The sequence below is a fragment of the Aquimonas voraii genome (assembly GCF_900101825.1).
Taxonomy (GTDB): domain Bacteria; phylum Pseudomonadota; class Gammaproteobacteria; order Xanthomonadales; family Xanthomonadaceae; genus Aquimonas; species Aquimonas voraii.
This window is the reverse complement of record NZ_FNAG01000001.1, coordinates 259,060-282,743: the sequence shown is the minus strand read 5'-3', so window position 1 is coordinate 282,743 and position 23,684 is coordinate 259,060. Positions and strand designations below refer to the sequence as shown.

The 23,684-nt window shown below is 68.5% G+C and carries 20 protein-coding genes; 13 read left to right on the top strand and 7 right to left on the bottom strand.

Translation table 11 applies throughout. The annotated features are described in order from the left end of the window. Nucleotides 1-13: 13 nt before the first annotated feature. Nucleotides 14-1,144: a DUF2066 domain-containing protein gene (locus BLP83_RS01165; RefSeq protein WP_176763958.1), complete on the bottom strand. Its 1,131-nt coding sequence runs from the start codon at nt 1,142-1,144 to the stop codon at nt 14-16. A 93-nt stretch (nt 1,145-1,237) separates the two neighbouring features. Here BLP83_RS01165 and purM point away from each other — a divergent pair, with 93 nt between their 5' ends. From purM to cysK, 5 genes are all read left to right on the top strand, one after another. Beyond that, the gene (gene purM / locus BLP83_RS01160; protein ID WP_091237846.1) at nt 1,238-2,296 is read left to right on the top strand and encodes a phosphoribosylformylglycinamidine cyclo-ligase; all 1,059 of its coding nucleotides are present in this window, start codon (nt 1,238-1,240) and stop codon (nt 2,294-2,296) included. A gap of 4 nt (nt 2,297-2,300) precedes the next feature. After that, the gene (gene purN / locus BLP83_RS01155; protein ID WP_091237843.1) at nt 2,301-2,948 is read left to right on the top strand and encodes a phosphoribosylglycinamide formyltransferase; all 648 of its coding nucleotides are present in this window, start codon (nt 2,301-2,303) and stop codon (nt 2,946-2,948) included. Further along, nucleotides 2,939-3,670 (top strand): DUF3108 domain-containing protein, encoded by a 732-nt coding sequence (locus BLP83_RS01150; RefSeq protein ID WP_091237840.1) that lies wholly within the window; start codon nt 2,939-2,941, stop codon nt 3,668-3,670. Before purN ends, BLP83_RS01150 begins: the two co-directional genes overlap by 10 nt. A gap of 273 nt (nt 3,671-3,943) precedes the next feature. After that, nucleotides 3,944-7,258, top strand: a complete 3,315-nt coding sequence (locus tag BLP83_RS01145; protein WP_091237837.1) for a Calx-beta domain-containing protein — start codon at nt 3,944-3,946, stop codon at nt 7,256-7,258. A 225-nt stretch (nt 7,259-7,483) separates the two neighbouring features. Beyond that, complete coding sequence (gene cysK / locus BLP83_RS01140; protein WP_091237833.1) at nt 7,484-8,422, top strand: cysteine synthase A; 939 nt, start codon at nt 7,484-7,486, stop codon at nt 8,420-8,422. A 330-nt stretch (nt 8,423-8,752) separates the two neighbouring features. On the opposite strand, the gene dcd is transcribed toward cysK, so the two are convergent. Together dcd and BLP83_RS01125 are read right to left on the bottom strand one after the other, a co-directional pair. Then, nucleotides 8,753-9,319 carry a dCTP deaminase gene (dcd, locus tag BLP83_RS01130; protein ID WP_091237827.1) on the bottom strand — a complete coding sequence of 189 codons (567 nt, stop codon included), beginning with the start codon at nt 9,317-9,319 and terminating at the stop codon, nt 8,753-8,755. A gap of 115 nt (nt 9,320-9,434) precedes the next feature. After that, entirely contained in the window at nt 9,435-11,435 is a 2,001-nt protein-coding gene (locus tag BLP83_RS01125) for an alpha/beta hydrolase family protein (RefSeq protein WP_176763957.1), read from the bottom strand. Between the two features lie 435 nt (nt 11,436-11,870). Between BLP83_RS01125 and BLP83_RS01120 the strand changes: the two genes are divergently transcribed. The 8 genes from BLP83_RS01120 to BLP83_RS01085 all read left to right on the top strand — a co-directional run bounded on the left by BLP83_RS01120 (nt 11,871) and on the right by BLP83_RS01085 (nt 20,896). Beyond that, nucleotides 11,871-12,650, top strand: a complete 780-nt coding sequence (locus BLP83_RS01120; protein ID WP_091239367.1) for a 3-hydroxybutyrate dehydrogenase — start codon at nt 11,871-11,873, stop codon at nt 12,648-12,650. Between the two features lie 340 nt (nt 12,651-12,990). Further along, entirely contained in the window at nt 12,991-13,755 is a 765-nt protein-coding gene (gene xth / locus BLP83_RS01115) for an exodeoxyribonuclease III (protein WP_091237820.1), read from the top strand. Between the two features lie 7 nt (nt 13,756-13,762). Next, the gene (locus BLP83_RS01110; RefSeq protein ID WP_091237816.1) at nt 13,763-14,509 is read left to right on the top strand and encodes an SGNH/GDSL hydrolase family protein; all 747 of its coding nucleotides are present in this window, start codon (nt 13,763-13,765) and stop codon (nt 14,507-14,509) included. A gap of 34 nt (nt 14,510-14,543) precedes the next feature. After that, nucleotides 14,544-16,565 (top strand): TonB-dependent receptor, encoded by a 2,022-nt coding sequence (locus tag BLP83_RS01105; protein WP_176763956.1) that lies wholly within the window; start codon nt 14,544-14,546, stop codon nt 16,563-16,565. 254 nt (nt 16,566-16,819) lie between these two features. Continuing rightward, the gene (gene oleC / locus BLP83_RS01100; RefSeq protein ID WP_091237810.1) at nt 16,820-18,496 is read left to right on the top strand and encodes an olefin beta-lactone synthetase; all 1,677 of its coding nucleotides are present in this window, start codon (nt 16,820-16,822) and stop codon (nt 18,494-18,496) included. Continuing rightward, nucleotides 18,493-19,521 (top strand): NAD-dependent epimerase/dehydratase family protein, encoded by a 1,029-nt coding sequence (locus tag BLP83_RS01095; RefSeq protein WP_091237807.1) that lies wholly within the window; start codon nt 18,493-18,495, stop codon nt 19,519-19,521. The genes oleC and BLP83_RS01095 overlap by 4 nt, the downstream gene beginning before the upstream one ends. 13 nt (nt 19,522-19,534) lie before the next feature. Next, nucleotides 19,535-20,494, top strand: coding sequence for a LysR family transcriptional regulator (locus BLP83_RS01090; RefSeq protein WP_091237804.1), 960 nt, complete (start codon nt 19,535-19,537; stop codon nt 20,492-20,494). Between the two features lie 33 nt (nt 20,495-20,527). Next, nucleotides 20,528-20,896 carry a hypothetical protein gene (locus BLP83_RS01085; RefSeq protein WP_091237801.1) on the top strand — a complete coding sequence of 123 codons (369 nt, stop codon included), beginning with the start codon at nt 20,528-20,530 and terminating at the stop codon, nt 20,894-20,896. A gap of 134 nt (nt 20,897-21,030) precedes the next feature. Here the strand turns inward: BLP83_RS01085 and BLP83_RS01080 are convergent, their stop codons facing one another. The 4 genes from BLP83_RS01080 to grxD all read right to left on the bottom strand — a co-directional run bounded on the left by BLP83_RS01080 (nt 21,031) and on the right by grxD (nt 23,654). Next, the gene (locus tag BLP83_RS01080) at nt 21,031-21,924 is read right to left on the bottom strand and encodes a glycerophosphodiester phosphodiesterase family protein (protein WP_091237798.1); all 894 of its coding nucleotides are present in this window, start codon (nt 21,922-21,924) and stop codon (nt 21,031-21,033) included. Between the two features lie 73 nt (nt 21,925-21,997). Beyond that, on the bottom strand, nt 21,998-22,600 hold the full coding sequence (locus BLP83_RS01075; protein ID WP_091237796.1) for a YhgN family NAAT transporter: 603 nt from the start codon (nt 22,598-22,600) through the stop codon (nt 21,998-22,000). Next, nucleotides 22,597-23,334: an SDR family oxidoreductase gene (locus tag BLP83_RS01070; RefSeq protein ID WP_091237793.1), complete on the bottom strand. Its 738-nt coding sequence runs from the start codon at nt 23,332-23,334 to the stop codon at nt 22,597-22,599. The genes BLP83_RS01075 and BLP83_RS01070 overlap by 4 nt, the downstream gene beginning before the upstream one ends. Further along, entirely contained in the window at nt 23,331-23,654 is a 324-nt protein-coding gene (grxD, locus tag BLP83_RS01065) for a Grx4 family monothiol glutaredoxin (RefSeq protein ID WP_091237791.1), read from the bottom strand. Before grxD ends, BLP83_RS01070 begins: the two co-directional genes overlap by 4 nt. Nucleotides 23,655-23,684 lie beyond the last annotated feature (30 nt).

The following is a 23,684-nucleotide window of genomic DNA, read 5'->3' as shown; positions in this document are numbered from 1 at the left end:
GGGATCAATCGGCTCAGGGTTCCAATTGGAACTCGGCGGCCCCGCCCGGGCTGTTGCCCAGCGGGCGCAGCACCTGGCCGAAGCTGGCCAGCCGCTGCAGGGCCTCGACCCCGGCGCCGAGGTCGAGCATCAGCACCAGCACGCTGCCCTCGGCCGAGCGCACTTCGATGCCGCGGACCAGGCTGAGCGAACGCAGATAGGCAAGGGCGCGGGCGTAGTCGGCACCGCTCTGGATGCCCTGGATGCGCACCGCATAACGACCTGGCTCACCCAGCGCGGCCAGCCCCGCATAGCGCAGGGTCAGCGCCGCCACGGCCTGGCTGGCGCCGTTGGCGAGCAGGGCCTGGGCATCGCCGCCGGCATCGCTCCAGCGCCGCAGCACCTCGCCACCGTCTATCACCAGCCAGCTCACGCGCCAGCCGCTGCCGGCCCGCTCCAGCCGGCCGGAGAGCAGGCTCTGGCTGGCATAGCGGGCGCTGCCGGCGACCAGGGCCGCGACGTTCTCGTCCCAGACCGCCTGCGCGCTGACGGCCGCCTGATCCTCCAGATCGAGCAGCGGGAAGATCAGGCCCACGCCCTCGTTGGCGGCCCGGTTGCTGAGCGCGGCCACGGCCTGGGCCTGGGCCTCGCTGACCAGGCGCGGACCACGGCCGTCGTCGATGCCCAGCCACAGCATCAGCGGCGGGCGCGGGCCGGGCCAGAAGGCGATGCCGGCCCCGCCCAGCAGGGCATCCACCTTGGCGCGGTCGAAGCGCGCGACCAGCACCGCGCGCTGCTCGGGCAGGCCGTTCACCACCGCCACCTCGCTGCGATAGCGGAAGTGCTGCAGCAGGCCGGCGGCCCCGACCAACTGCTCGCGCACGGCCGGCTGCAGCGGGGTGTCCTCGCTGCCGGTGAGCTTGACCAGCACCCGCGCCAAGGCCTCCGGCAAGGCCGCCGCGCGGGCTTCCTCGGACTGGTCGGGCACGGCCGCTTCGCCCTCGTAAAGGGCCGCCGGATCAAGGGTCTGGGCCAGCGCCAGCGAGGCACCCATCACCCACAGGCAGAGCATGGACAGGATCTTGGGCAGGCGAAGCGAGGGACGGAACGGCACGGACAGGCGCACGGAAAGGCCCCGGAAGTCGTCGAATGAACAGGCGTGCATGGTAACCGAGGGCCGCATCACGCCCCGCAGCGGCCGGCCGATCGGAGGCGGCTGCTATCATGCGCGGCTTTCCTGCCGGCCCAGGACATCCTTGTGAGCACCCCGCAGCAGCCCCTCACCTACCGCGATGCGGGCGTCGACATCGACGCCGGCAACACCGTTGTCGAACGCATCAAGCCGCTGGTCAAGCGCACCTTCCGGCCGGAAGTGATGGGTGGCCTGGGCGGCTTCGGCGCGCTGTTCAACCTGTCCGGCAAGTACCGCGAGCCGGTGCTGGTGTCGGGCACCGATGGCGTCGGCACCAAGCTCAAGCTGGCCCAACAGCTGAACCGCCACGACACCATCGGCATCGACCTGGTCGGCATGTGCGTCAACGATGTCCTGGTGCAGGGGGCGGAATCGCTCTTCTTCCTCGACTACTTCGCCACGGGCAAGCTCGACGTCGACACCACGGTCAGTGTGGTCGGCGGCATCGCCCGCGGCTGCGAGCTCGCGGGCTGCGCGCTGATCGGCGGCGAGACCGCCGAGATGCCAGACATGTACCCGCCCGGCGAATACGACCTTGCCGGCTTCTGCGTCGGCGCGGTGGAGAAGTCGGCCCTGCTGGACGGCGCGGCGGTCAAGGCCGGCGACCTCATCCTCGGTATCGCGTCGAGCGGCGCGCACTCGAACGGCTACTCGCTGATCCGCCGCATCGTCGATCGCGCCGGCCGGCCGTTCGAGATGGACCTGGGCGGCGTGAAGCTGGTCGACGCGCTGATGGCGCCGACCGAGATCTACGTGAAGCCGGTGCTGGAGCTGCTTGGCAAGCACAACCCCGGCGCGCGCCCGGAGTCCATCCACGCCATGGCCCACATCACCGGCGGCGGCCTCGAAGAGAACATCATCCGCGTGGTGCCCGAGGGCCTGGGCCTGCACATCGACAGCAGCAGCTGGCGGCTTCCCGCTCTGTTTGACTGGCTGCAGCGCGAAGGTGCCGTGCCCCAGCGCGAGATGTGGCGCACCTTCAACTGCGGCATCGGCTACACCCTGCTGGTCGACCCTGCCGCCGCCGGGGCCATCGAAGCCGATCTCGACCGCCTCGGCCTGAAGCACTGGCGCATCGGCGAAGTGGTGGCCGCCAGCGGCGAACACCGCGTCACCATCGTCTAAGCCGATGGCCCTGCGCGTGGCCGTGCTGGCCTCGGGCGAGGGCAGCACCCTGCAGGCGATGATCGAGGCCCGCGACGCGGGACAGCTCGACGTCGACTTCGTTGGCCTGTTCTCCGACAAGCCCGGCGCACGCGCGGTCGAACGCGCCCTGGCCGCCGGCATGCCGGTCTGCGCGCTCAGCCCCAAAGGCTTTGATTCGCGCATCGAGCATGACCGCGCGCTGTTCGCGCGGGTCGAGCAGGTTCAGCCCGAACTCATCGTGTGCGCGGGATACATGCGCATCATCAGCGCCGAAGTGGCGCAGCGATTCGAGCGTCGGATGATCAACCTGCACCCGTCCCTTCTGCCCAAGTTCCGCGGCCTGCACACGCATCGGCAGTGTCTCGACGCCGGCGATGCCGTACATGGCGCCAGCGTGCATTGGGTCACCGCCGAGCTCGATGGCGGGCCGGTGATCGCGCAGGCGCGGGTTCCGGTGCACGCCGGCGATGACGAGCGCACGCTGGAAGCGCGCGTGCGCCAGGTTGAACGCCCGCTGCTGCTGGCGACCATGCGCGCGCTGGCTTCGGGCCGCGTTCGCCACGGCGATGCGATCCGCTTCCTCGACTCCCGATTCGAACTGAGCGACAGCGAGGTCTACGCATGCGCCTGAGACTGTTCCGCTATGCCGCGATGGCGGCGCTGGCGCTTGCTGCCCCCAGCGGCCACGCCCAGGCCAGCACGCTGCAGCCCTTCACCGCGCGCTATGAAGTGCTGCGCGACGGCAAATCCCAGGGCGAGGCGGTGATGCGCCTCGAACACATTGAGGATGCACGCTGGCGCTTCAGCAGCGATGTGCGCGGCACCTCGGGCATGGCCCGGCTGTCCGGCTTCGAGATGCGCGAAAGCACCGACTTCGAAGCCCTGCCGGATGGCAGGCTGAAACCGCTGTCGGCGCGCGCCGAGGGCGGCATCAGCCTGCGCCGTCGCAGTATCGGCACCGAGTTCGACTGGGGCGCGAAGGAAGTCCGCTGGAACGGTGATGCCAAGCCCGAGCACCGCGGCCCGGCCCCACTGGGCGCGGACACGGTGAACCCGCAGCTGCTGAACCTGGCACTGGCCCAGCGTCTGCGCGCGGGGGCCGCTGGCGTCATCCGCCTGGACATGGTCAACCGCGGCAACAGCAGTGCAGTCGAGTACCGCGTGCGCGGCAGCGAATCCGTGCGCGTACCGATGGGCGAACGCGAAGCCATCGCCCTGCACCACCGCCGCACCGACAAGGACCGCGAGATCACCCTGTGGATCGACCCCAGCCTACCGCCCGCACCGCTGCGGGTGCTGCAGCGCGAGGATGGTGAGGACGCCTACGAGCTTCGACTGATCGAGCTGCGTTGATCGAGGAGCGCCTGTGAGTGGCCTTGCATGCGCAGCTGGACAACGCAAGCTGCCGGATGGGTCACCGCCAATCGCGCCGATGCACGTGGACGACTTCGCCGCTTGGCCCCTCGACCGCACTCTTCCCGCCGCCGAACGTCGACCGACCGACGCCAAAGCGTGAACCCCATCACGGCAAAGCCGCTTTTGTGACACCCCAGCTAAACCTGAAATGAATCTGTAAGCCCCGGCCGCTACACTCCGGCGGTTTTCCATCGTTCGCGGGGTTGCGGCATGAAGGGTTTGAGGGCGGTACAAGCGGCGCTGCTGGCGCTGGGGCTTGCGGGGGCCAGCTGGGCTTCCGCGCAGCCGACGGACTTGATCATAAGCGAGTACGTCGAGGGCACGAGCAACAACAAGGCGATCGAGATCTACAACGGGACCGGCGCAAGCGTCGACCTGTCGGGGTACTCGATTCGACTTGCGACGAACGGAAGCACCACGCTCGGCAATGCGGTGAACTTGTCCGGATCGCTCGCCTCCGGCGACGTTTTCGTCATCGTCAACACCTCCGCTGCGCAAGCGTTGCGCGATCTCGCCGATCTCCAGAACTCGACCGCGACAGGCTTCAACGGCGATGACGCCGTTCTGCTTTTCAAGACCGGCGGCGTGCTCGTTGATGCGTTTGGCCAAGTCGGCTTTGATCCTGGCACTGGCTGGGGATCCGGAGACACATTTACCGCCGACCGGACGCTGCGGCGCAAAGGCACCGTGTGCGCCGGCGATACCGATTCCTCCGACGCTTTCGAGCCCTCGAACGAGTGGGACGGCTTCGCTACCGACACGTTCACTGGGCTCGGAAGTCACAGCGTCGAGTGTCCGTCCGCCACGCCCGAACTCAGCGTCGCCGACGTCAGCCAGTTCGAGGGCAACGCAGGCCCGGTCAACTTCGAATTCACCGTCAGCCTCAGCGCGCCGGCGCCGGCGGGCGGCGTGCAGTTCGATTTCATCACCAGCGACATCACCGCCCAGGCCCTGCCGGGGGGTAACGATTACTCGCCGCGCATCGAAACCGGCGTCACGATCGCCGAAGGCCAGAGCAGCATCACGGTCAACGTGATCGTCCAAGGCGACACGGTCGACGAAGCCGACGAGACCTTCCGCGTCACGCTCAGCAATCCCGTCGGGGCCACCTTGGGCGACGCCGAAGCCATCGGCACGATCCGCAACGACGATGCCTCGACCGCGACCCTGAACATCGTCGCGCCTGCCGACATCGGCGAAGGCGCTTCGGGCACCACGAACCAGAACTTCACGGTCAGCTTGAGCGCGCCGCTGGCGGAGGCCGTCGAGTTCACCGCCACCACCTCGGATATCAGTGCCACAGCAGGCCAGGACTACGTGGCCCTGGCCTCGGCGCCGTTCAGCATCGCCGCCGGCCAGACCAGCGTCGACGTTCCGGTCCAGATCATCGGCGACCGCACCGACGAATCGAACGAGGCCTATCGGGTCACGATCGCCACGTCCAGCATGGCGGTGACCCTGGGCACCTCGCAGGCCGAGGGTGTCATCCTCGACGACGACCTGCCCTTCACCGAGATCTTCAACATCCAGGGCAGCGGCGTCTGCTCGCCCTTCGTCGCCGTGTGCAACCCCTCGGCGAACGTGGCTGGCGATCCGGTTCGCAGCCAGAACAACGTGGTCACCGCCATCGGCGCCTCCGGCTTCACCATGCAGACGCCGGACGCACGCGATGACCAGAACCCGCTGACCTCGAACGGCATCTATGTCTTCACCGCGGGTGCGCCGCGCAACGATGCGGGCGAGCTGCTTGCCGTGGGCGACGCGGTCGAAGTGATTGGGCAGGCGGCCGAATTCTTCAGCCTGACCCAGATCGTCGTGGCCAGCACCCGCGATGGCGCCAACAGCATCCTTGTCCAGAGCTCAGGCAACGAGCTTCCGCCCACGGTGTTTTTCGGCAATGCCGCACGCGCCCTGGGCCAGGCGATTCCGTCCAAGGACCCGGACGCGCTGAGCTGCGGCGCGCTGGGCAACTTCGAGTGCTTCGAGGGCATGCGCGTGCGCATGGACAATGCGGCGGTGACCGTCGCCAATCAGCGCTTCAGCGGCGCCGGCCAGCAGTACGCCGAGGTCTGGATTTCGCCTTACGGCGAGCGCGGCTTGCGCGAAAAGGGCGCTCGCTTCGGCTCGACGCTGACGCCTGCCAATGCCGCAGCGGGCGTGTGGGACGGCAACCCGGAAATTCTCGAGATGGACGCCGACTTCCTGATTCCCGGCCTGCTCGATACCGAGCTGGCTGGCGGCACGCGGTTCTCCGCCATCGGCGTGATCGGTTTCGACTTCGGCGACTACGAGTTCTGGCCCAGCAGCCTGACCGTGGTGGAAGGTACCAATGAAGTCGTGCGCCCCGTTCCCGCCCCGGCCACAGGCGAACTCACGATCGGCAGCTTCAATGCCTTCCGCTTCTGCGACGCCCTGGCCAACAGCCCGAGCAATTGCGCGGCCACCACCGCCCTCGAAACCAACACCGCCCGTGTCGAACACCAGCTGGGCCAGGTCAGCGCCTACATCCGCGAGGTGCTGCGCAGCCCGGATGTGGTCGGCCTGCAGGAAGTCGAGAATCTGGCCATCCTGCAAGAGCTGGCCGCCCAGATCGTTGACGACGGCGGCCCGACGTATGAGGCCTATCTGGTCGAGGGCAACGACGTCGGCGGCATCGATGTCGGCTACCTGGTCAACACCGCGCGCATCACCAATGCGGTGGTGACCCAGCTGGCGGCCACCGAAACCTGGAATGACCCCAGCGGCAGCCCCACGGCGATCCTGCACGATCGTCCGCCCCTGCTGCTGCAGGCGACGTTCACCGGCAACGGCCGTCCGTTCGACTTCCAGGTGATCAACAACCACACCCGCTCGCGCGGTGGCGTGGACGTGAGCGACCCCGATGGCGAGCGCGTTCGCGCCAAGCGCTTCCTGCAGGCCGTCTCGATTGCCAACCTGGTGCAGGAACTGCAGACCGACGCGGCCACCGCCGAGGTGCCGCTGTTCGTCATCGGCGACCACAATGCCTACCAGTTCACCGACGGCTATGTCGACGTGGTCGGCCTGATCGCCGGCACCTACAGCAACGAAGAGAACACCTGCGCCCCCGCCAATGCGGTCACCAACTGCGAGCTCGATGGCGGTTCCAACATCGTCAGCCCGGCGCTGGTGAACGCGGTGGACGTGATCGATCCCGCGGAGCGCTACTCGTACAAGTTCACCGAGAACTTCGGCGCCATCCAGGGCAGCACGGGGCGCGACGTGGCGACCAACCAGGTGCTCGACCACGGCCTGTTCAACAGCGTCGCATCGCCGTTCGTGACCGGCATGGCCTATGGCCGCGCCAACGTCGACGCCTCGGCGCAGCGCTTCCGGGTGTGCAACTTCACCAACCGCGACCTCAACCTCTGCCCGCAGGGCCCGATCGCGAATCCGCCGCAGCCCTGGGTGCCCACCGGCAGCTCGGACCACGATGGCTTCGTGATCTTCGTCAGCCCGCCGCTGCCGGATGCGATCTTCGCCAACGGCTTCGAAACCATCGACTGATTGGCCGAACTCGAAGTGCAACGCAGACGCCCGCCACCTTGGCGGGCGTCTGCGTTTGAGGCCCCGCGAGACAGACAGTCGGTGCTCGACTCGGCTGAACCAGGGGGCGCCAGGCCGGGCCTGCGCGGCCACTCGACATGACGCGCCGGACTATAGGCGAGGGCAACACTGGCCCGCCCCTGCCGCAGCGCGTGCAATCGCCCGACTGCAAACCAAGGCCCCGCCATGATCTACAACAGCATCCTCGACACCATCGGCCGCACCCCGATCGTCCGCATCAACCGCTACAAGCCCGAGAACGTCGATCTATTCGTCAAGATCGAGGCCTTCAACCCGATGGCTTCGGTCAAGGACCGCCTGGCGCTGGCGATCATTCTGGACGCCGAGCAGAAGGGCCTGCTGAAGCCCGGCCAGACCGTGGTGGAGGCGACTTCCGGCAATACCGGCATCGCGCTCGCCATGGTCTGCGCGGCGCGCGGCTATCCCTTCGTCGCCTTCATGGTCGAAACCTTCTCGATCGAGCGACGCAAGCTGATGCGTGCACTCGGCGCCAAGGTGGTGCTGACGCCTGCCGCCGAACGCGCCAGCGGCATGGTGCGCGCGGCCAAGGAGTACGCCGAGCGCGTCGGCGGCTTCCTCGCGCGGCAGTTCGAGAACCCCGCCAACCCGGCCTTCCACCGCAACACCACGGGGCCGGAGATCCTCTCCGATTTCGCCGGCAAGCGCCTCGACTGGTACGTCACCGGCTACGGCACCGGCGGCACCATGACCGGCGCCGGCGAGATCCTCAAGCTGGCGCGGCCGGACATCAAGATCTGCACCACGGAGCCCGCGGGCGCTGCGCTGCTCGCCGGCAACGAGTGGAAGCCGCACAAGATCCAGGGGTGGACGCCGGACTTCATCCCGCCGGTGCTGAACCGGCAGATCTTCGACCGCAACATCCCAGTCGACGACGTGGTCGCCCGCGATACCTCGCTGGAACTGGCCCGCAAGGAAGGCATCTTCGTCGGCATCTCGGCGGGCGCGACCTATGCCGCAGCCCTTGAGCTGGCCAAGGATGTCGAGCCCGGCACGCAGATTCTGGTGATGCTGCCCGACACCGGCGAGCGCTACCTCTCGACCTTCCTGTTCGAGGGCATCAACGAGGGCTCGGACGAGGTGTGATCCGCGCCTTCGGCGCGGCGGGATTCGGGATTCGGGATTCGGGATTCGGGATTCGGGATTCGGGATTCGGGATTCGGGATTCGGGATTCGGGATTCGGGACAAGCATCGAGAGGCGGGGCTCGCGGTCAAGCCCATCGGATAGGGTGGGCCCTGGCCCACCATGAGCCCCACGCCTGCCCCGGTCCTCGTCACCGCCTCCGTCAGCTCGCAGGCGACTCGAATCCGTGCCACTTCGAAGGGCAAGCGTCGCCAGCACGCCCGACCGACCGCACGGCCGCCTGCCGCTTCGGCGTGACGCTCCTCCGAACCATTCCGCTGCCCGCGGGCCCTCAGGTCCGCGGCAGCGTCACCCCGGTCTGGCCCTGGTACTTGCCGCCGCGGTCCTTGTAGCTGGTCTCGCAGACTTCATCCGACTGGTAGAAAAGCATCTGCGCCACACCCTCGCCGGCGTAGATGCGCGCGGGCAGCGGGGTGGTGTTGCTGAACTCCAGGGTGACATGCCCTTCCCATTCGGGCTCCAGCGGCGTCACGTTGACGATGATGCCGCAGCGCGCATAGGTGCTCTTGCCCAGGCACACCACCAGCACATCGCGCGGAATGCGGAAGTACTCCACCGTACGCGCCAGCGCGAACGAGTTCGGCGGGATGATGCAGGTGTCGCCGACCACATCGACAAAGCTGCTGGGGTCGAAGTGCTTGGGGTCGACGATGGTGCTGTTGATGTTGGTGAAGATCTTGAACTCGCGCGCGCAGCGCACGTCGTAGCCGTAGCTCGAGGTGCCGAAGCTGACGATGCGCTCACCGGCCGCGTTCTGCTTGACCTGGCCCGGCTCGAAGGGCTCGATCATGCCCTGCTCGGCCATACGTCGGATCCAGCGGTCGGACTTGATGCTCATGCGGCGCTCCGGGGGAAACGGCGGCGGGCGAACACCCGCGCGAAGGGCGCAAAGTGTAGCGGCCCGACGTGCGCGAGGCACGCCGGGCCGCTGGGCTCGAAGCTGCGCTTGAATCTCAGGGCACAGCAGGCGCCTGCCAGCCGCTGCCGATGTGGCGATCAAGGAAGGCGAGCAGCTCGCCGTAGAACTTGAGCTTGTTGTCCGTCGAGTAGTAGCCGTGGCCTTCACCGCGGAAGTACAGGGTCTGCACCGGCACGCCGGCGCGCTTGAGCGCGGCTTCCATCATTTCGGTCTGCTGCACCGGGGCGCGGCGATCGTTCTCGCCGGCGGCCAGGAACACCGGCACCTTGATATGCGAGGCCAGATGGACCGGCGAGACCTCGCGCAGGCCCTCGCTGCCCACGGCATCCTGCAGGTAGTTCTTGCCCCAGCGCAGCTTCTGGAAGTCGACACGACGTGCCCAGGACTCCAGGTCGTAGACGCCGACATCGCCCACGGCGCAGGCATACAGATCAGGCTCCTTGGCCACGCCCATCAAACTGGCATACCCGCCATAGCTGGCACCGAACAGGCAGATGCGACGGGCGTCGGCGATGCCCTGCTCGATGACCCAGCGGGTGGCATCGGTCAGGTCGTCCTGCATGGACCGTCCCCACTGCTTGTAGCCCGCCTCGACGAAGGTTCGCCCATAGCCCCCCGAACCACGGAAGTTGACCTGCAGCACCGCCAGACCACGCGTCGCCAGCAGCTGCACGCGCGGATCGAAGCCCCACTGGTCCTGGATATCGAAAGGCCCGCCGTGCGGATGTACGACGAGCGGCAGATCGCGCGGCTCGGCGCCGGGCGGCAGGGTCAGCAGCGCATCCAGCAGCAGTCCGTCACGCGCCTGGATCTGGACGAGCCGGGTTTCCCCCATCTGCTCTGGCACCAGCGCGCGCCCGCGGCTGCCGATATGGCGCGCGTGCTTGGTCTGGCGATCGAAGAGGAAGTACTCACCGGGGTTGCGGTCGCTGTAGACATACAGGATGGCCTTGCGGCCGTCCTCGGTCGCCGAGGTGATGAACACGTCATGCCCCTTGAACGCCGCGGCCAGGCTCTGTCTCAGCTTGGCCTCGGGATGCTCAGGCTCGAAGAAATGCATGCTCACCTGCGGATCGCGCACGAACACGCCGAGCACGGCATTGCCGTCGAGGCTGTAGATCGCGCCTGCAGGATCCCGACGCGCATGGCGATAGACCTCGGTACGCTCGCCGGTCGCCAGATCGAGACGCTCGATCGCATCCGGTCCTTCGGCACGCGAGACCTGCAGGTAGGCCACTGCGCCGTCACTGCTGAAGCCCAACGCGAAGGCCTGCTGACCGGCACGGGCCTGCGAACTGATGAGCTCCCAGCTCTCGCTGCCGGGCGACAGGTGATAGAGCTCAAGGTCGTTCTCGGAAGTGAGCCCTTGGGCAAAACGGAGATTGCCAGCCGCATCGGTCAGGAACTGCGCGCGCGTCACCGGGGACATCGCCACACGCGTGCGACGGCCCGTCTGGGTTTCCAGCCGCTCGATGCTGGCAAAGTTGCTGGTGCGGCTCGACCAGGGCTCAATCTGGATCAGCGCATGTCGATCAGCACCGGGCAGCAGATCGATGGGTGAGGCCCACACCCGCTCACTCTCACGGGCCTTTATGCGCGTGTGCCGACGACCGTCATCGGCACGATAGCCAACCAGCGCCGTCGGCTGGGTCCCATCCGCGTTGACCGCAAAGATTTCACCGGTATACGTGGGCGCCTCATCACCAAGGAAGCGCTGCGCAGGAGAAATCAGCAACCGCTCGTTGCTGGACCACCAGAAGTCGGCAACCTCGATATCGCGCCCGGCGTAGAAGTCGCCGCGCTTGGCCAGCGTTTCAGTGTCCAGCACGAACAGCGCGGTGCCGCGCTCAACCGGCATGTTGGCGGCCAGGTGCTTGCCGTCGGGCGATATCTTGATATCGAGGAAGGCGTCGCGCTCGACGAAGTGCTCGACCGGCGGCGGCGTCACGGTGGCCGCGAAGGCGGGGGCGTCGGCCAGCATCGAGGCCGGCAACAGCAGCGCGCCAGCAAGTGCGCGCACCAGTAAATTCAACATGGAAGAAATCTCTATGGAAGTAGGCACAGCGGACACAGGCCCACGCTCCGCCGCGGGCGGACGCCGCGAGGGAGCGGGCGCAGGTTGCCAGCAAAACAGGGCTTTGAAAAGACAGTTCTGGCTACGCCTATCAGATCCACTCCGGCCCTGATCTGAGGCCGCGCCTCCGACGCATTTGCGCGCTCGATCGGCTGCTTCGCCGCGATGCCTTCGCTGCGTTGGGTCGCTCGCTGCACGGCGAGGGGCGACAAAGGCGAGGTCATCGGCCTTGCCGCTTACCGCTACCGTCGCGCACCGGTCGACATCGAGATACCCGCCCCAAGGCCTGGCTCGTTGCTGTGTGCCGGAACGCATGTCTGGTCCAAAGCACGATGGCAGCGATCCGAGTCGGCTGCCAGACTCGCACCTCCTCCCCAGCTGTTGAAGGACGGCGCCATGAATCAGCCCCGCATCGCACTCGTCACCGGCTCCACCAGCGGCATCGGCTTGGCCGTGGCCGAAGCGCTGGCCCAGGCAGGCTGCCGGATCATGTTGAACGGACTCGGCACACCGGAGCAGATCGAGGCTGCGCGCGCCAGGGTCGCAGCCCACGGGGTCGAGGTCGACTTCCACGGCGCCGACCTGGCGAAGGCCGAAGGCGTCGAGGCCTTGGTACGCGCCACCGAGGCGCGCTTCGGGCGCATTGACATCCTGGTCAACAACGCCGGCATCCAGCACACCGCGCGCATCGAGGACTTCCCCGCTGAGCGCTGGGACGCGATCCTCGCGATCAACCTCTCAGCGACTTTCCACGCCCTGCGCTGTGCCCTGCCCGGCATGCAGGCGCGCGGCTATGGCCGGATCATCAACATCGCCTCGGTGCACGGGCTGGTGGCCTCGGTGGAGAAGTCGGCCTATGTCGCCGCCAAGCACGGCATCGTCGGGCTGACCAAGGTGACCGCGCTGGAAAATGCCGAGGCCAACATCACCTGCAACGCGATCTGCCCCGGCTGGGTGCTGACCCCGCTGGTGCAGAAGCAGATCGACGCCCGCGCCGAACGCGAAGGTCTGGACAACGCCGCCGCGGAACGCGCCCTGCTCGCCGAGAAGCAGCCCAGCCTGCGTTTCACCCGCCCCGAGGACATCGGCGGTGCGGCGGTGTTCCTGTGCAGCCCGGCGGCCGACAACATCACCGGCACCACGCTGACGCTGGATGGGGGCTGGACGGCGCGGTGAAGCCTGGAGGCCGGGAATGCGGAATCGGGAATCGGGAATCGGGAATCGCCGCTCGCAGGCTTCGGCCTGACGGGGTTACCGCAGCTTGGGCCACAAGCGCAGCACGGCCCAACACGGCTGGCCCAACACGGGCAACGGACGTGAACGCAACGGCATTGATGCCCGCGACCCGTATTGGGGGAGCGGTTTCGGGCTCGCAGCGCTTGGCCCGACCTGCCTGATCACGAAGCTGCCGATGCCCGGCGCGCAAAGGCTATAGTCCCGCTCCCGCAAGGGCTCGTCGCATCCTGAAGCGCAGCCCACGATTCTCCATTCCCGATTCCCCATTCCCGGCCTTCAAATGCGCATCGCCAGCTGGAACGTCAATTCGCTCAACGTACGCCTGCCGCATCTGTCGGACTGGCTGAAGTCGGCTCAGCCCGACATCGTCGGTCTGCAGGAAACCAAGCTTGAGGATCCGAAGTTTCCGGACTCCGAGCTGGCCGCGCTCGGCTATCGCAGCGTGTTCGCCGGGCAGAAGACCTACAACGGCGTGGCGCTGCTGTCGAAAACGCCGGCGAGCGAGGTGCAGGTCGGCATCCCCGGCTTCGAGGACGAGCAGAAACGCGTCATCGCCGCGAGCTTCGGCGAGCTGCGCGTGATCGATCTCTATGTGGTCAACGGCAAGGCCGTGGGCGACGAGAAATACGACTACAAGCTGCGCTGGCTGGCCGCCGTGCATGACTGGGTGGCACAGGAGATCGCGCGGTATCCGAACCTCATCGTGCTCGGCGACTTCAACATCGCGCCGGACGACCGCGACGTGCACGACCCGGCCGCCTGGCATGAGCAGATCCTCTGCTCCACGCCAGAGCGCGAGGCGCTGCAGCGGCTGTGCGGGCTGGGTCTGCACGACAGCTTCCGCCTGCATTCGGAGGAGGCCGGCCAGTTCAGCTGGTGGGATTACCGCGCCGCCGGTTTCCGCCGCAATCTCGGCCTGCGCATCGATCTGATCCTGGTTTCAGAAGCGCTCAAGGCCCGCTGCAAGGCCTCGGTCATCGACCGCGAGCCGCGCACCTGGGAACGGCCCTCCGACCATGCGCCGGTGATCATCGACCTCGACTGATCCGGCCATGTATCGCCTGTTCGCGCGCAGCGCCCTGTTCTGGACGGTCCTGCCGCTGATGCTGCCGCAGGCGCTGCGGCTGAAGCGCTCGGCGCCGCGCGCGACCGCGGCCGAGGGTAGGCGCGAGGGCTCTGCGGGTGCTGCGGATGCACCGCGCCTGCGCCTGCTCGCGCTGGGCGATTCGCCTTTCGAAGGCGTGGGCATCGCGCGGATCGTGGACACGCTGCCGGTGCGCTTGGCGGAACGGATCGCGGAGGCTCAGGGCCTGCGCGTGGACTGGCGCATCCTCGCAAAGAACGGCGCCACCGCAGGCAGCCTGCGCCAGCGCCTGCTGCCGAAGATCGAGCCCAACGCCTTCGACCTGATCTTGGTCTCGGTCGGCGTCAACGACGTCACCGGGCTGACGCGCGGACGCGGCTTTGCAAAGTCGATCGACGCCCTGCTGGCAGATCTGCGCGCGCACTCTCCACAGGCGCAGATCGTGCTACTCGGCATCCCGCCGATGCAGGCGTTCCCACTGCTGCCGCAGCCGCTGCGCGCCTGGCTGGGTGGACGCAGCCGCAGGCTCGAAGCGCTCGGCGTCGCCGCGGCGCGAAGGCACGAGGCCCTGCATTCGCCGGTGCGCGTGCAGCCCGCGCCCGAGCTGTTCGCCAGCGATGGCTTCCATCCCTCCGAACTCGGCCATTCGCGCTGGGCCGAGGAAGTGCACGCCCAGCTGCAGTCCTTGCCGTGGCCACCACCTCGCTGCGGCTAGGCTGCGCGCCCTGTCCAGACCTGCGAACACGCCCGTGCTGATCGCCCTGCCCCTGCTGCTGGCCGCGCAAGACCCGGCCGCGCTCGATGCCATCCACGTCACCGCCCGCGCACCGCGCTCGGCGGCCGCTGAAACCGTCTCGGCTTCGCGCCTCGATGCCGACACGCTGGATCGCATCGCGCCCCAGCATGCGCAGGAAGCCTTTGCCCGCGTGCCCGGCGCCTGGGCCAGCCGCGGCAGCGGTCAGGAGCAGCTGCTGGCCATCCGCTCGCCGGTGCTGGCCGGCACCGGCGCCTGCGGCGCCTTCCTCGTGCTGGAACAGGGCATCCCGATCCGCCCGGCAGGCTTCTGCAACGTCAACCAGCTCCTGGAGCTGCCGATCGAGCTGTCCGGCGCCGTAGAAGTGCTGCGCGGCCCGGGCACGGCGGTGCACGGCAGCAATGCCCTGCACGGCGTGATCGAGCTGCGTGCGCCGCGCCTCGGCGCGCCAGCGCGCGTGGCCCTGCGCGCCGGCAGCTTCGACTACGCACAGCTGATCGCCGGCCTGCCCGGCGACAGTGCGGCGCGGCCCCTCCGCATTGATGTGTCAGCCACCGACAGCGGCAGCTTCCGCGCGGACGAGGGCTACACCCAGCAGCGAGTCCTTGCGCAGTTCGCGCTGCCGCAGGCGCCGGGCGCGCCCGAGTTCCTGTTCTCGGCGCAGGCGCTGGACCAGGACACCGCCGGCTACATCACCGGCGACCGGGCCTTTGCCGATGCGCGCCGGCGCCTGAACCCCAATCCCGAGGCCTATCGCAAGGCGCAGTCCGCGCGGCTGTCCGGGCGCTGGCAGTTCGCGCTCGACGCGCTCGATCTCTCGCTGACGCCGTATGCGCGCAGCGATCGCGGCGAGTTCATCCAGCACTTCCTGCTCGGCAAGCCGATCGAAGACAACGGCAGCGACAGCCTCGGCCTGCAGCTGGGCGTGGCCGCGCTGGGCGGCGCACTGCGCAGCGGCGTCGACCTCGAATTCGCCCAGGGCGATCTGCTGCAGCGACAGGCGCAGCCGCTGAGCACCGGCACGGCCGCACAGAACGCGATTCGCCCCGCCGGCCGCCACTACGACTACCGCGTGCACTCGGACAGCGCCGCGGCCTTCGTCCAGTGGGATGCGCCGCTCGGCGCCCTGTGGAGCCTGCAGAGCGGCGCGCGCATCGAGTCGATCGGCTACCGCTACGACAACCGCATGGACGCCGGCAACCTCGCCGAGGACGGCAGCGCCTGCGGATTCGGCGGCTGCCTCTACCAGCGCCCGGAAGACCGCAGCGACCGCTACACCCGCCCCACCGCCAACCTCGGCCTGCTGCGGGTCGACGAGGACGGGCGCCGCCTGTTCCTGCGCGCGGCCAGCGCCTTCCGCGCACCGCAGGTGGGTGAGCTGTACCGCCTGCAGCGCGGACAGTCGGTGGCGGAGCTCGGGCCCGAGCGCGCGGAATCGCTGGAGCTCGGCGGTGGCCTGCCCCTGCCCCACGGCCGCGTCGAGGCGGTCGTCTATGCCATGGACAAGCGCGGCAGCATTTTCCGCGATGCCGCCGGCTTCAACGTCGGCGACGGTCGCAGCCGGCACGTCGGCGTCGAGCTGGAGCTGGCGCTGACCCTGCCGCTGGCCGTTCAGCTGGATGCCAATCTCGCTTGGTCCGAGCAGACCTACCGCTTCGAACGCGCGCTGGGCGGCGGCGAGCGGATCCGCTTCGGCAACCGCGTCGATACCGCGCCCGAATGGCTGGGCGGCCTGCGCCTGCGCCGTGCCTTCGATGGCCTTGGCGATTTCGAGCTGGAATGGCAGCACCAGGGCGGCTACTTCGCCGATGCCGGCAACACCTTCTGGCACGCCGGCCACGACCTCGTCCATCTGCGCTGGTCGCGCGCGCTCCGCGAGCGCTGGCGGGTCAGTGCAGCGATCCGCAACCTCGGCGATATCCGCTACGCCGAACGCGCCGACTTCGGCTTCGGCGAGCGCCGCTACTTTCCCGGCGCGCCGCGCAGTTACGTGCTTGGGCTGGAGTGGCGGGGCTGAAGCGCCGACACCGCGCTCAGGCCATGAAGGCCTCGTAGGCCGCGGCTTCTTCCGCGATTTCAGCGCTGCGAATCGAAGCAGGAAGTCCAGCGCCAGCACCAGTCCCGGCACCGACTGCACCGCCAAGCGTGCCTGACTCACGCGGATGCCGGCGGCCGGAAACTGCTCGCGCTCACGCCGGTGCAGGGTGAGCACGCAGGACACCGGATCGATCAGGCGCAGCTCTGCAATGCCCAGCGGCTAGAATCCCCGGCATGACCTCCTCCTGCAATATCGCCGCGAGCCTGCCGCGGCTGGCGCTTGAGCGCCCGGACCAGATCGCGATCCGCTGCCCCTCCGGCCGACGCGCGGACGGCAGCGCCGAGTATGGCCTCACCTTGAACTATGCCGAGCTCGATCGCCGCAGCGATGCAATCGCGGCAGGGCTGTCCAAGATAGGCATCGGCCGCGGGGTGCGCACGGCCCTGATGGTGCGGCCCTCGCCCGAACTCTTCCTGCTGATGTTCGCCCTGTTCAAGTCGGGCGCGGTGCCGGTGCTGATCGACCCCGGCATCGACAAGCGCGCACTCAAGCAATGCCTGGGCGAAGCCGCCCCCGCCGGTTTCATCGGCATTCCGCTCGCGCAGCTGGCGCGCGTGCTGCTGGGCTGGGGTCGCGGCCATGTGCGGCACATCGTCACCGTCGGCCGGCGTTTTCCCTTCGGCGGCCACAGCCTGGCCGAGGTCGAAGCGCTGGGCGCCGGCGCCGGGCCGCAGCTCGCGGACACCGCACCCGATGAAATGGCCGCGATCCTGTTCACCTCCGGATCGACCGGCGTGCCCAAGGGCGTGGTCTACCGTCACCGCCACTTCGTGGCCCAGATCGATCTGCTGGGCAGCGCCTTCGGCATCGAGCCCGGCGGTGTCGATCTGCCGACCTTCCCGCCCTTCGCGCTGTTCGACCCGGCACTCAGCCTGACCAGCGTGATTCCGGACATGGACCCGACCCGCCCGGCCAAGGCCGATCCGAAAAGGCTCATTGCCGCGATCCGCGAGTTCGGTGTCGGCCAGATGTTTGGTTCGCCGGCCCTGCTGGACACGCTTTCGCGCTACGGCGAGCAGCATGGCGTCACCCTGCCGACGCTGAAGCGCGTGACTTCAGCGGGCGCGCCGGTGCCCTTCGCCGTGGTCCAGCGCATGCAGGCGATGCTACCGGCCGATGCGCAGATCTGGACGCCTTACGGGGCCACCGAATGCCTGCCGGTGGCGGTGATCGAAGGCCGCGAGCTGGCCGAGACCCGCGCCGCCACCGAGGCCGGTGCCGGCACCTGTGTGGGCCGTCCGGTGGCCGCCAATACGGTGCGCATCATCGCAATCACCGATGAAGCCATCGCCGACTGGAGCGGGGTGCAGGAGCTGGCACAGGGCACGGTTGGCGAAATCACCGTGGCTGGCCCCAGCGCGACTGACGCCTACTTCGAGCGCGAGGCGGCCACGCGGCTCGCGAAGATCCGCGAGCGGCTGCCCGACGGCAGCGAGCGCATCGTGCATCGCATGGGCGATCTCGGCTGGTTCGACGAAGCCGGCCGGCTGTGGTTCTGCGGCCGCAAGAGCCAGCGCGTCGAAACCGCGAGCGGCCCGCTCTACACCGAGCAGGTCGAACCCGTGTTCAACACCCATGCCGATGTGCGGCGCACGGCCTTGGTCGGCGTGGGCGCCTTGGGTGCGCAGACGCCGGTGCTGTGTGTCGAACTGAAAGCAGGGGTCAAGCGGGAAGCTTCGGCCATCGAGGCTGAGCTGCTGAACCTCGGTGGCCAGCACGCGCACACCCGCGGCATCCACCGCGTGCTGTTCCACGCGGGCTTTCCGGTCGACATCCGGCACAATGCAAAGATCGGCCGCGAAGCGCTGGCGCGCTGGGCCGCGGACATCCTTGGCAGGGGCAAGGCATGAAGATTCTCGTCACCGGCGGCGGCGGCTTCCTCGGACAGGCGATCTGCACGCGCCTGGTCAACCGCGGGCTCACCGTCGTCAGCTTCAATCGCGGCCTTTATCCGGGGCTCGCGGCCTTGGGCGTCAAGCAGGTGCAGGCCGACCTCGCCAACTTCGATGCGCTGGCCGAGGCCACCGCGGGTGTCGACGCGGTCTTCCACGTCGGCGCCAAGGCCGGCGCCTGGGGCAGCTTCCGCGACTATTTCGACGCCAACGTGCGCGGCACCCGCAACGTGCTCGCGGCCTGTCGCCTGAACGACGTGCGCACGCTCGTCTACACCAGCACGCCCAGCGTCACCCATCACGCCTCGACGCCGGTAGTCGGCCTGTCCGAAGCCAAGGTGCCGCTGGCCACGGGCTTCAAGGCCTGGTACCCGGCCACCAAGCGCATCGCCGAAGAAGCCGTGCTGGAAGCGAACGGCACCGAGCTCTCAACCGTGGCCCTGCGCCCGCGTCTGATCTGGGGCCCCGGCGACAACCACCTGCTGCCGCGAATGGTCGAGCGCGCGAAGGCAGGGCGGCTGCGATTCGTCGGCGACGGCCAGAACAAGATCGACACCACCTACATCGACAACGCCGCGCAGGCGCACCTCGATGCCTTCGACGCCCTGCACGGCAACCCCGGCGCGCGCTGCGCGGGCAAGGCCTACTTCATCTCGAACGGCGAGCCCAAACCGATCTCCGAGATCGTCAACGGTCTGCTGCGCGCGGCCGGTGCGCCGATCGTCAAGGATCTGCTGCCTTTCCGCGCGGCCTACTGGATCGGCGCCGCCATGGAAGCCGCCTGGACCTTGCTGCCGCTGAAAGGCGAGCCGCTGATGACGCGCTTCCTCGCCGAGCAGCTGTCGACCACGCACTTCTACGACATCAGCGCCGCGCGCCGCGACTTCGGCTACCAGCCGCGGGTCAGCGTGCTTGAAGGCCTGCGCCAGCTCGGCCACTGGTGGCAGGCACAGGCATCCGCCGACGCCTTCGAAGACGCCTGAAGCCCCGGCGGCGATGAGCAAGTCGCCCGCGCGCTTCTACTACAAGGGCAGTCGGCTCAAGCAGCTGCGTGCCTTCTGCCACGCGGCGCGGCTCGGCTCGGTGACCCGGGCTGCCGAAGCACTCTTTCTCAGTCAGCCGGCCGTCTCACTGCAGCTGGGTGCGCTCGAAAGCGAGCTGGGCTGCAGCCTGTTCGAACGCCACGGCCGTCGCCTCAATCTGACCCGCGAAGGCCAGGTGCTGTATGAACTGGCGCGCCCGCTGGTCGACGGCCTCGACGGGCTGGAAACCGAGTTCAAGAGCCGGCTCAAGGGCCTGGAGGGCGGCGAACTCAACATCGCCGCCGGTGCTTCGACCATCCTCTATCTGCTGCCCGAATTGATCGCCCAGTTCCGCCGCAGCCATCCCGAGGTCCAGCTGCGACTGCACAACGTCACCGGCAAGGATGGGCTGGCGCTGATCCGCTCCGACGAGGTCGATCTCGCCGTGGGCTCGATGCTCGACGTGCCCAACGACATCGACTATGCGCCGCTCTATTCCTTCGATCCGGTGCTGATCACCCCACCCGATCATCCTCTGGCGCGCGCGAAGCACCCGACGCTGGAGGATCTCTCGCCCTACGGGCTGATCCTGCCGCCGAAGCGCCTGACCACCTACCGGCTGGTCGACCTGATCTTCCAGCAGCGCAAGGTGCCCTACACCGTGGCGCTGGAAGTCGGCGGCTGGGAGGTCATCAAGCAGTACGTGGCCATGGGGCTGGGCATCAGCATCGTCACCAGCATCTGCATCAGCGAGGCCGACCGTGAGCGCCTGTTCGTGCACAACATGCGCGAGTACTTCCCACCGCGCAGCTATGGCGTGGTGATCCGCAAGGGCAAGTACCTGAGCCCGCAGGCGCGCGCCTTCGTCGACCAGATCAAGCCCGCGGCCTTCGCCCGCGGGGGCTATGACGAGGCGGGGCATTCGGAGCGATGATGTGCACACCCCAAGCCCGCGCGGAGCGCCCCCATGCGACTGATCCTGCTGTCCCTCCTGCTGCTTCTGGCAGGCATTGCCCACGCTGCCCCCATCGAGAACAAATGGCGCCTCCAGTTCAGCGGCAATGCCGAGTCCAGCGGTGAGCTGGTGCTTGCGTTCACGCCCAAGGACGGCGCCAGGACGGAGGTCCGCGTCGAAGTCGAACACCGCACCAGCGAGAACGGCGTGGCCCGACGCGTGCGCGACGTGCTGCGCGAGGCGATCGGCGAGGACTACCGCGTCGAAGTCGACGACGGCGAGGACGTGCTGGTCAAGCGGCGCTGGGGCCGCCCGCGCTTCAACGTGACGCTGGTGAGCAACAGCGTCGAGGGCGTGCGGCTGAACCTGGATCAGGAATAGCGCGGCCGCTTGGCCCGCTCGGTTTCAAGACCCTGCCCGGGCATCCCGGCGCGACTGCGCGGCCCGCATCGCGCGGGTCCGCGGGAAGTCTGCGGCCTCGCGGCGCCTGCCGGAAGTCCAGCCGGCATCCGGCTTCACTCGACGACGGCACGCAGACTCTCGCGCACCTCGATGCCGGTGGCCGGGAAGTCGCAGAACACGCCATCCACGCCGAGGCGCAAAGCCGCGCGCAGCTCATCCCGCACATCGGCGTAGTTCTCGCCCACTCGGTCATCGCGGTAGGTCCACGGATGCACGCGCAGGCCCGCCGCGTGTGCCGCTTCGACGAGTCCACTGCTGCGGGCCGGCGCGCTCCATAGCAGGCGCTTGTCGACGCCCACGCCCCACAGCCAGGCGCCGTGTTCGGCGATGGCGGCGCGCCAGTCGGTGCCCTGTTCCAGCAGCAGGGTGCAGGGCAGGCGCGTGGCCTCGTGTACGCGGCGCAGGGCCTCGATCTCGAAGCACTGCACGCGCACTTCGACGCTGCCCGGCAGGCAGCGCACCGATTCGGCGAAAAGGGCGACAGGGTCGAGCCCGAGCGCAGTGAACTGCGCGGGATGCTTGAGCTCGGGGTACAGGCGCACCGTCTGCCCGCGCTCCAGGGCCGCCTGCGCAGCCCAATCAATCACGTCCTGCCAGCCCGGCACCGCGTGGTGGCCGTCATGGCGATCGCTGCGGCCCTCGAAGGGCTGGCGTGCGCGCAGGCGGCGGATCTCGTCCAGCGCGAGGTCCGTACTCCACCAGTCGCCCTCGCGCTTCAAGTGCGAGAACTCGCCGCGGTCGAACACGTCGGTGCTGCGCGCTAGATTCGGCTCATGGCGGGCGATCAGCGCGCCGTCACGCGTCGGCACCAGATCGGGCTCGATCACGTCCGCGCCCTGCCCCAGGCCGAGCGCGTAGGCCGCAAGCGTGTGTTCGGGCAGCACGCCACTGGCGCCGCGATGGGCGATCACCTGCGGCGGCTGTGCGTCCAGCGTCTTCCAGCTCATGCACGTCTCCGAGTCCGGCACAGCATGGGGGGCCTCGATGAAATCCGCGTGGCAAACGTTCGTGCGCTGAACGTCAGCCGGCGCCCGCCGAACGCGCCAGATACGCGCCAATGCCGTCGAGGAACATCTGCACCGACAGCGCCACCAGCAGCATGCCCATCAGGCGCTCGATCGCCGCGAGCGCGCGCCGGCCGAGCAGGCGGTAGAGGTAGGTGGACGAAAACAGGATCACCGCCGTCGCCAGCCAGGCCAGGAACAGGGCCAGGCTGAAGTCGAACATGCGCTCCGGCTCGTTGCTGGACATCAGCATCACCGCGGCCATGCCCGAGGGCCCGGCGATCAGCGGGATCGCCATGGGCACGATGAAGGGCTCGCCCTCGGGGGTTTCGCCGAACAGGCCTTCGGGCGTCGGGAAGATCATCTTGATGCCGATCAGGAACAGCACGATGCCGCCAGCGATCGCCACCGACTCCTGACGCAGGTGCATGGCGGAGAGGATGTGCTGACCGCCCCAGAGGAAAGCGAACAGCACCACCAGCGCAATCAGCAGTTCACGCGCCAGCACCCAGCGCCGCCGAGCCGGCGGCAGGCTCTTGAGCAGGTTCAGGAAGATCGGAACATTGCCCAAGGGGTCGAGGATCATGAACAGCAGGATCGCCGCCGACAGGGTGCTCACGGGGCGATGACCTCGCCGTGGCGCGATGCGGCGGAGGTGTCGAACAGCGCGACGATCGCGGGCGCGCGCTCGGCGGCCGGCGGCAGCAGGCCCGGGTCTTCGCCGAAGTAGGCGCGCGAGCGCAGGTTGGTGCGGGTCGGTGCCGGCCGCACCGCGTTCACTCGAACGGTCGAGCCTTCGAGCTCCTGCGCAAGGATTCGGAAGGCGCCCTCAAGTCCGTGCTTGCCGATGCCGTAGCCGCCCCAATAGGCGCGGCTGACGCGCTCGAGGTCGTCCAGCATGAACACCAGCGAAGACGGCCGCTCGGTGCTGCCGCTCTCGCGCAGCAGAGGCAGCAGGGCGCGGCTCAGCATCAGCGGCGCGGTCAGGTTGACGTGGATGGCGCGCACCAGGTCCAGCGGCTCGCTGTTCTCGATCGAGGCCAGATGCTTGAAGTCGGCGGCGGCGTGCAGGACGCCGTGCAGACCGCCGAGCTCGGCGCGCAGGGTATCGGCGAGCTGCGCGTAGTCGGCGGGCGTGGCGCCTTCGAGATCGAGCGGATAGATCGCGGGCTCGGGCGAACCGTCGGCCACCAGCTGGTCGTAGACCTGGCCCAGCTTCGGTACGCGGCGGCCGAGCAGCACGACCTGAGCGCCGGCACGCCCGGCCGCACGCGCGACCTCGGAGCCGAAGGCACCGTGCGCGCCGACGACCAGTAGCGAGCGCCCCGCCAGCGGCTTCGCGGACTCGCTCATGCCGGCTTCTGCGCTTCGCTGACGATGCGCGCCAGCTCGCCGGCCTGGTGCAGTTCCAGAGTGATGTCGCAGCCGCCGATCAGCTCGCCGTTGATGAACAGCTGCGGAAAGGTCGGCCAGTTCGAGAAGCGTGGCAGGTTGGCACGCACTTCCGGGTCCTGCAGCACGTTGACCGCGTGGAACTGGGCATTGCAGGCCTTCAAGGCCTCGACGGTACGCGAGGAGAAGCCGCACATCGGAAACTGCGGCGTCCCCTTCATGAAGAGGACGATGGGGTGTTCGGCCAGCACGGCCTTGATGCGATCGACGGTGGCGTTCATGCGGTCTCCAGCGCGGCCCGGCATGCGGGC

Excerpts from the sequence above, each read along its gene's own strand:
- BLP83_RS01165 (WP_176763958.1), bottom strand. The coding sequence starts at position 1,144 with ATGCACGCCTGTTCATTCGACGACTTCCGGGGCCTTTCCGTGCGCCTG.
- purN (WP_091237843.1), top strand. The coding sequence starts at position 2,301 with ATGGCCCTGCGCGTGGCCGTGCTGGCCTCGGGCGAGGGCAGCACCCTG.
- BLP83_RS01150 (WP_091237840.1), top strand. The coding sequence starts at position 2,939 with ATGCGCCTGAGACTGTTCCGCTATGCCGCGATGGCGGCGCTGGCGCTT.
- BLP83_RS01145 (WP_091237837.1), top strand. The coding sequence starts at position 3,944 with ATGAAGGGTTTGAGGGCGGTACAAGCGGCGCTGCTGGCGCTGGGGCTT.
- cysK (WP_091237833.1), top strand. The coding sequence starts at position 7,484 with ATGATCTACAACAGCATCCTCGACACCATCGGCCGCACCCCGATCGTC.
- dcd (WP_091237827.1), bottom strand. The coding sequence starts at position 9,319 with ATGAGCATCAAGTCCGACCGCTGGATCCGACGTATGGCCGAGCAGGGC.
- BLP83_RS01125 (WP_176763957.1), bottom strand. The coding sequence starts at position 11,435 with ATGTTGAATTTACTGGTGCGCGCACTTGCTGGCGCGCTGCTGTTGCCG.
- BLP83_RS01120 (WP_091239367.1), top strand. The coding sequence starts at position 11,871 with ATGAATCAGCCCCGCATCGCACTCGTCACCGGCTCCACCAGCGGCATC.
- xth (WP_091237820.1), top strand. The coding sequence starts at position 12,991 with ATGCGCATCGCCAGCTGGAACGTCAATTCGCTCAACGTACGCCTGCCG.
- BLP83_RS01110 (WP_091237816.1), top strand. The coding sequence starts at position 13,763 with ATGTATCGCCTGTTCGCGCGCAGCGCCCTGTTCTGGACGGTCCTGCCG.
- oleC (WP_091237810.1), top strand. The coding sequence starts at position 16,820 with ATGACCTCCTCCTGCAATATCGCCGCGAGCCTGCCGCGGCTGGCGCTT.
- BLP83_RS01095 (WP_091237807.1), top strand. The coding sequence starts at position 18,493 with ATGAAGATTCTCGTCACCGGCGGCGGCGGCTTCCTCGGACAGGCGATC.
- BLP83_RS01090 (WP_091237804.1), top strand. The coding sequence starts at position 19,535 with ATGAGCAAGTCGCCCGCGCGCTTCTACTACAAGGGCAGTCGGCTCAAG.
- BLP83_RS01085 (WP_091237801.1), top strand. The coding sequence starts at position 20,528 with ATGCGACTGATCCTGCTGTCCCTCCTGCTGCTTCTGGCAGGCATTGCC.
- BLP83_RS01080 (WP_091237798.1), bottom strand. The coding sequence starts at position 21,924 with ATGAGCTGGAAGACGCTGGACGCACAGCCGCCGCAGGTGATCGCCCAT.
- BLP83_RS01070 (WP_091237793.1), bottom strand. The coding sequence starts at position 23,334 with ATGAGCGAGTCCGCGAAGCCGCTGGCGGGGCGCTCGCTACTGGTCGTC.
- grxD (WP_091237791.1), bottom strand. The coding sequence starts at position 23,654 with ATGAACGCCACCGTCGATCGCATCAAGGCCGTGCTGGCCGAACACCCC.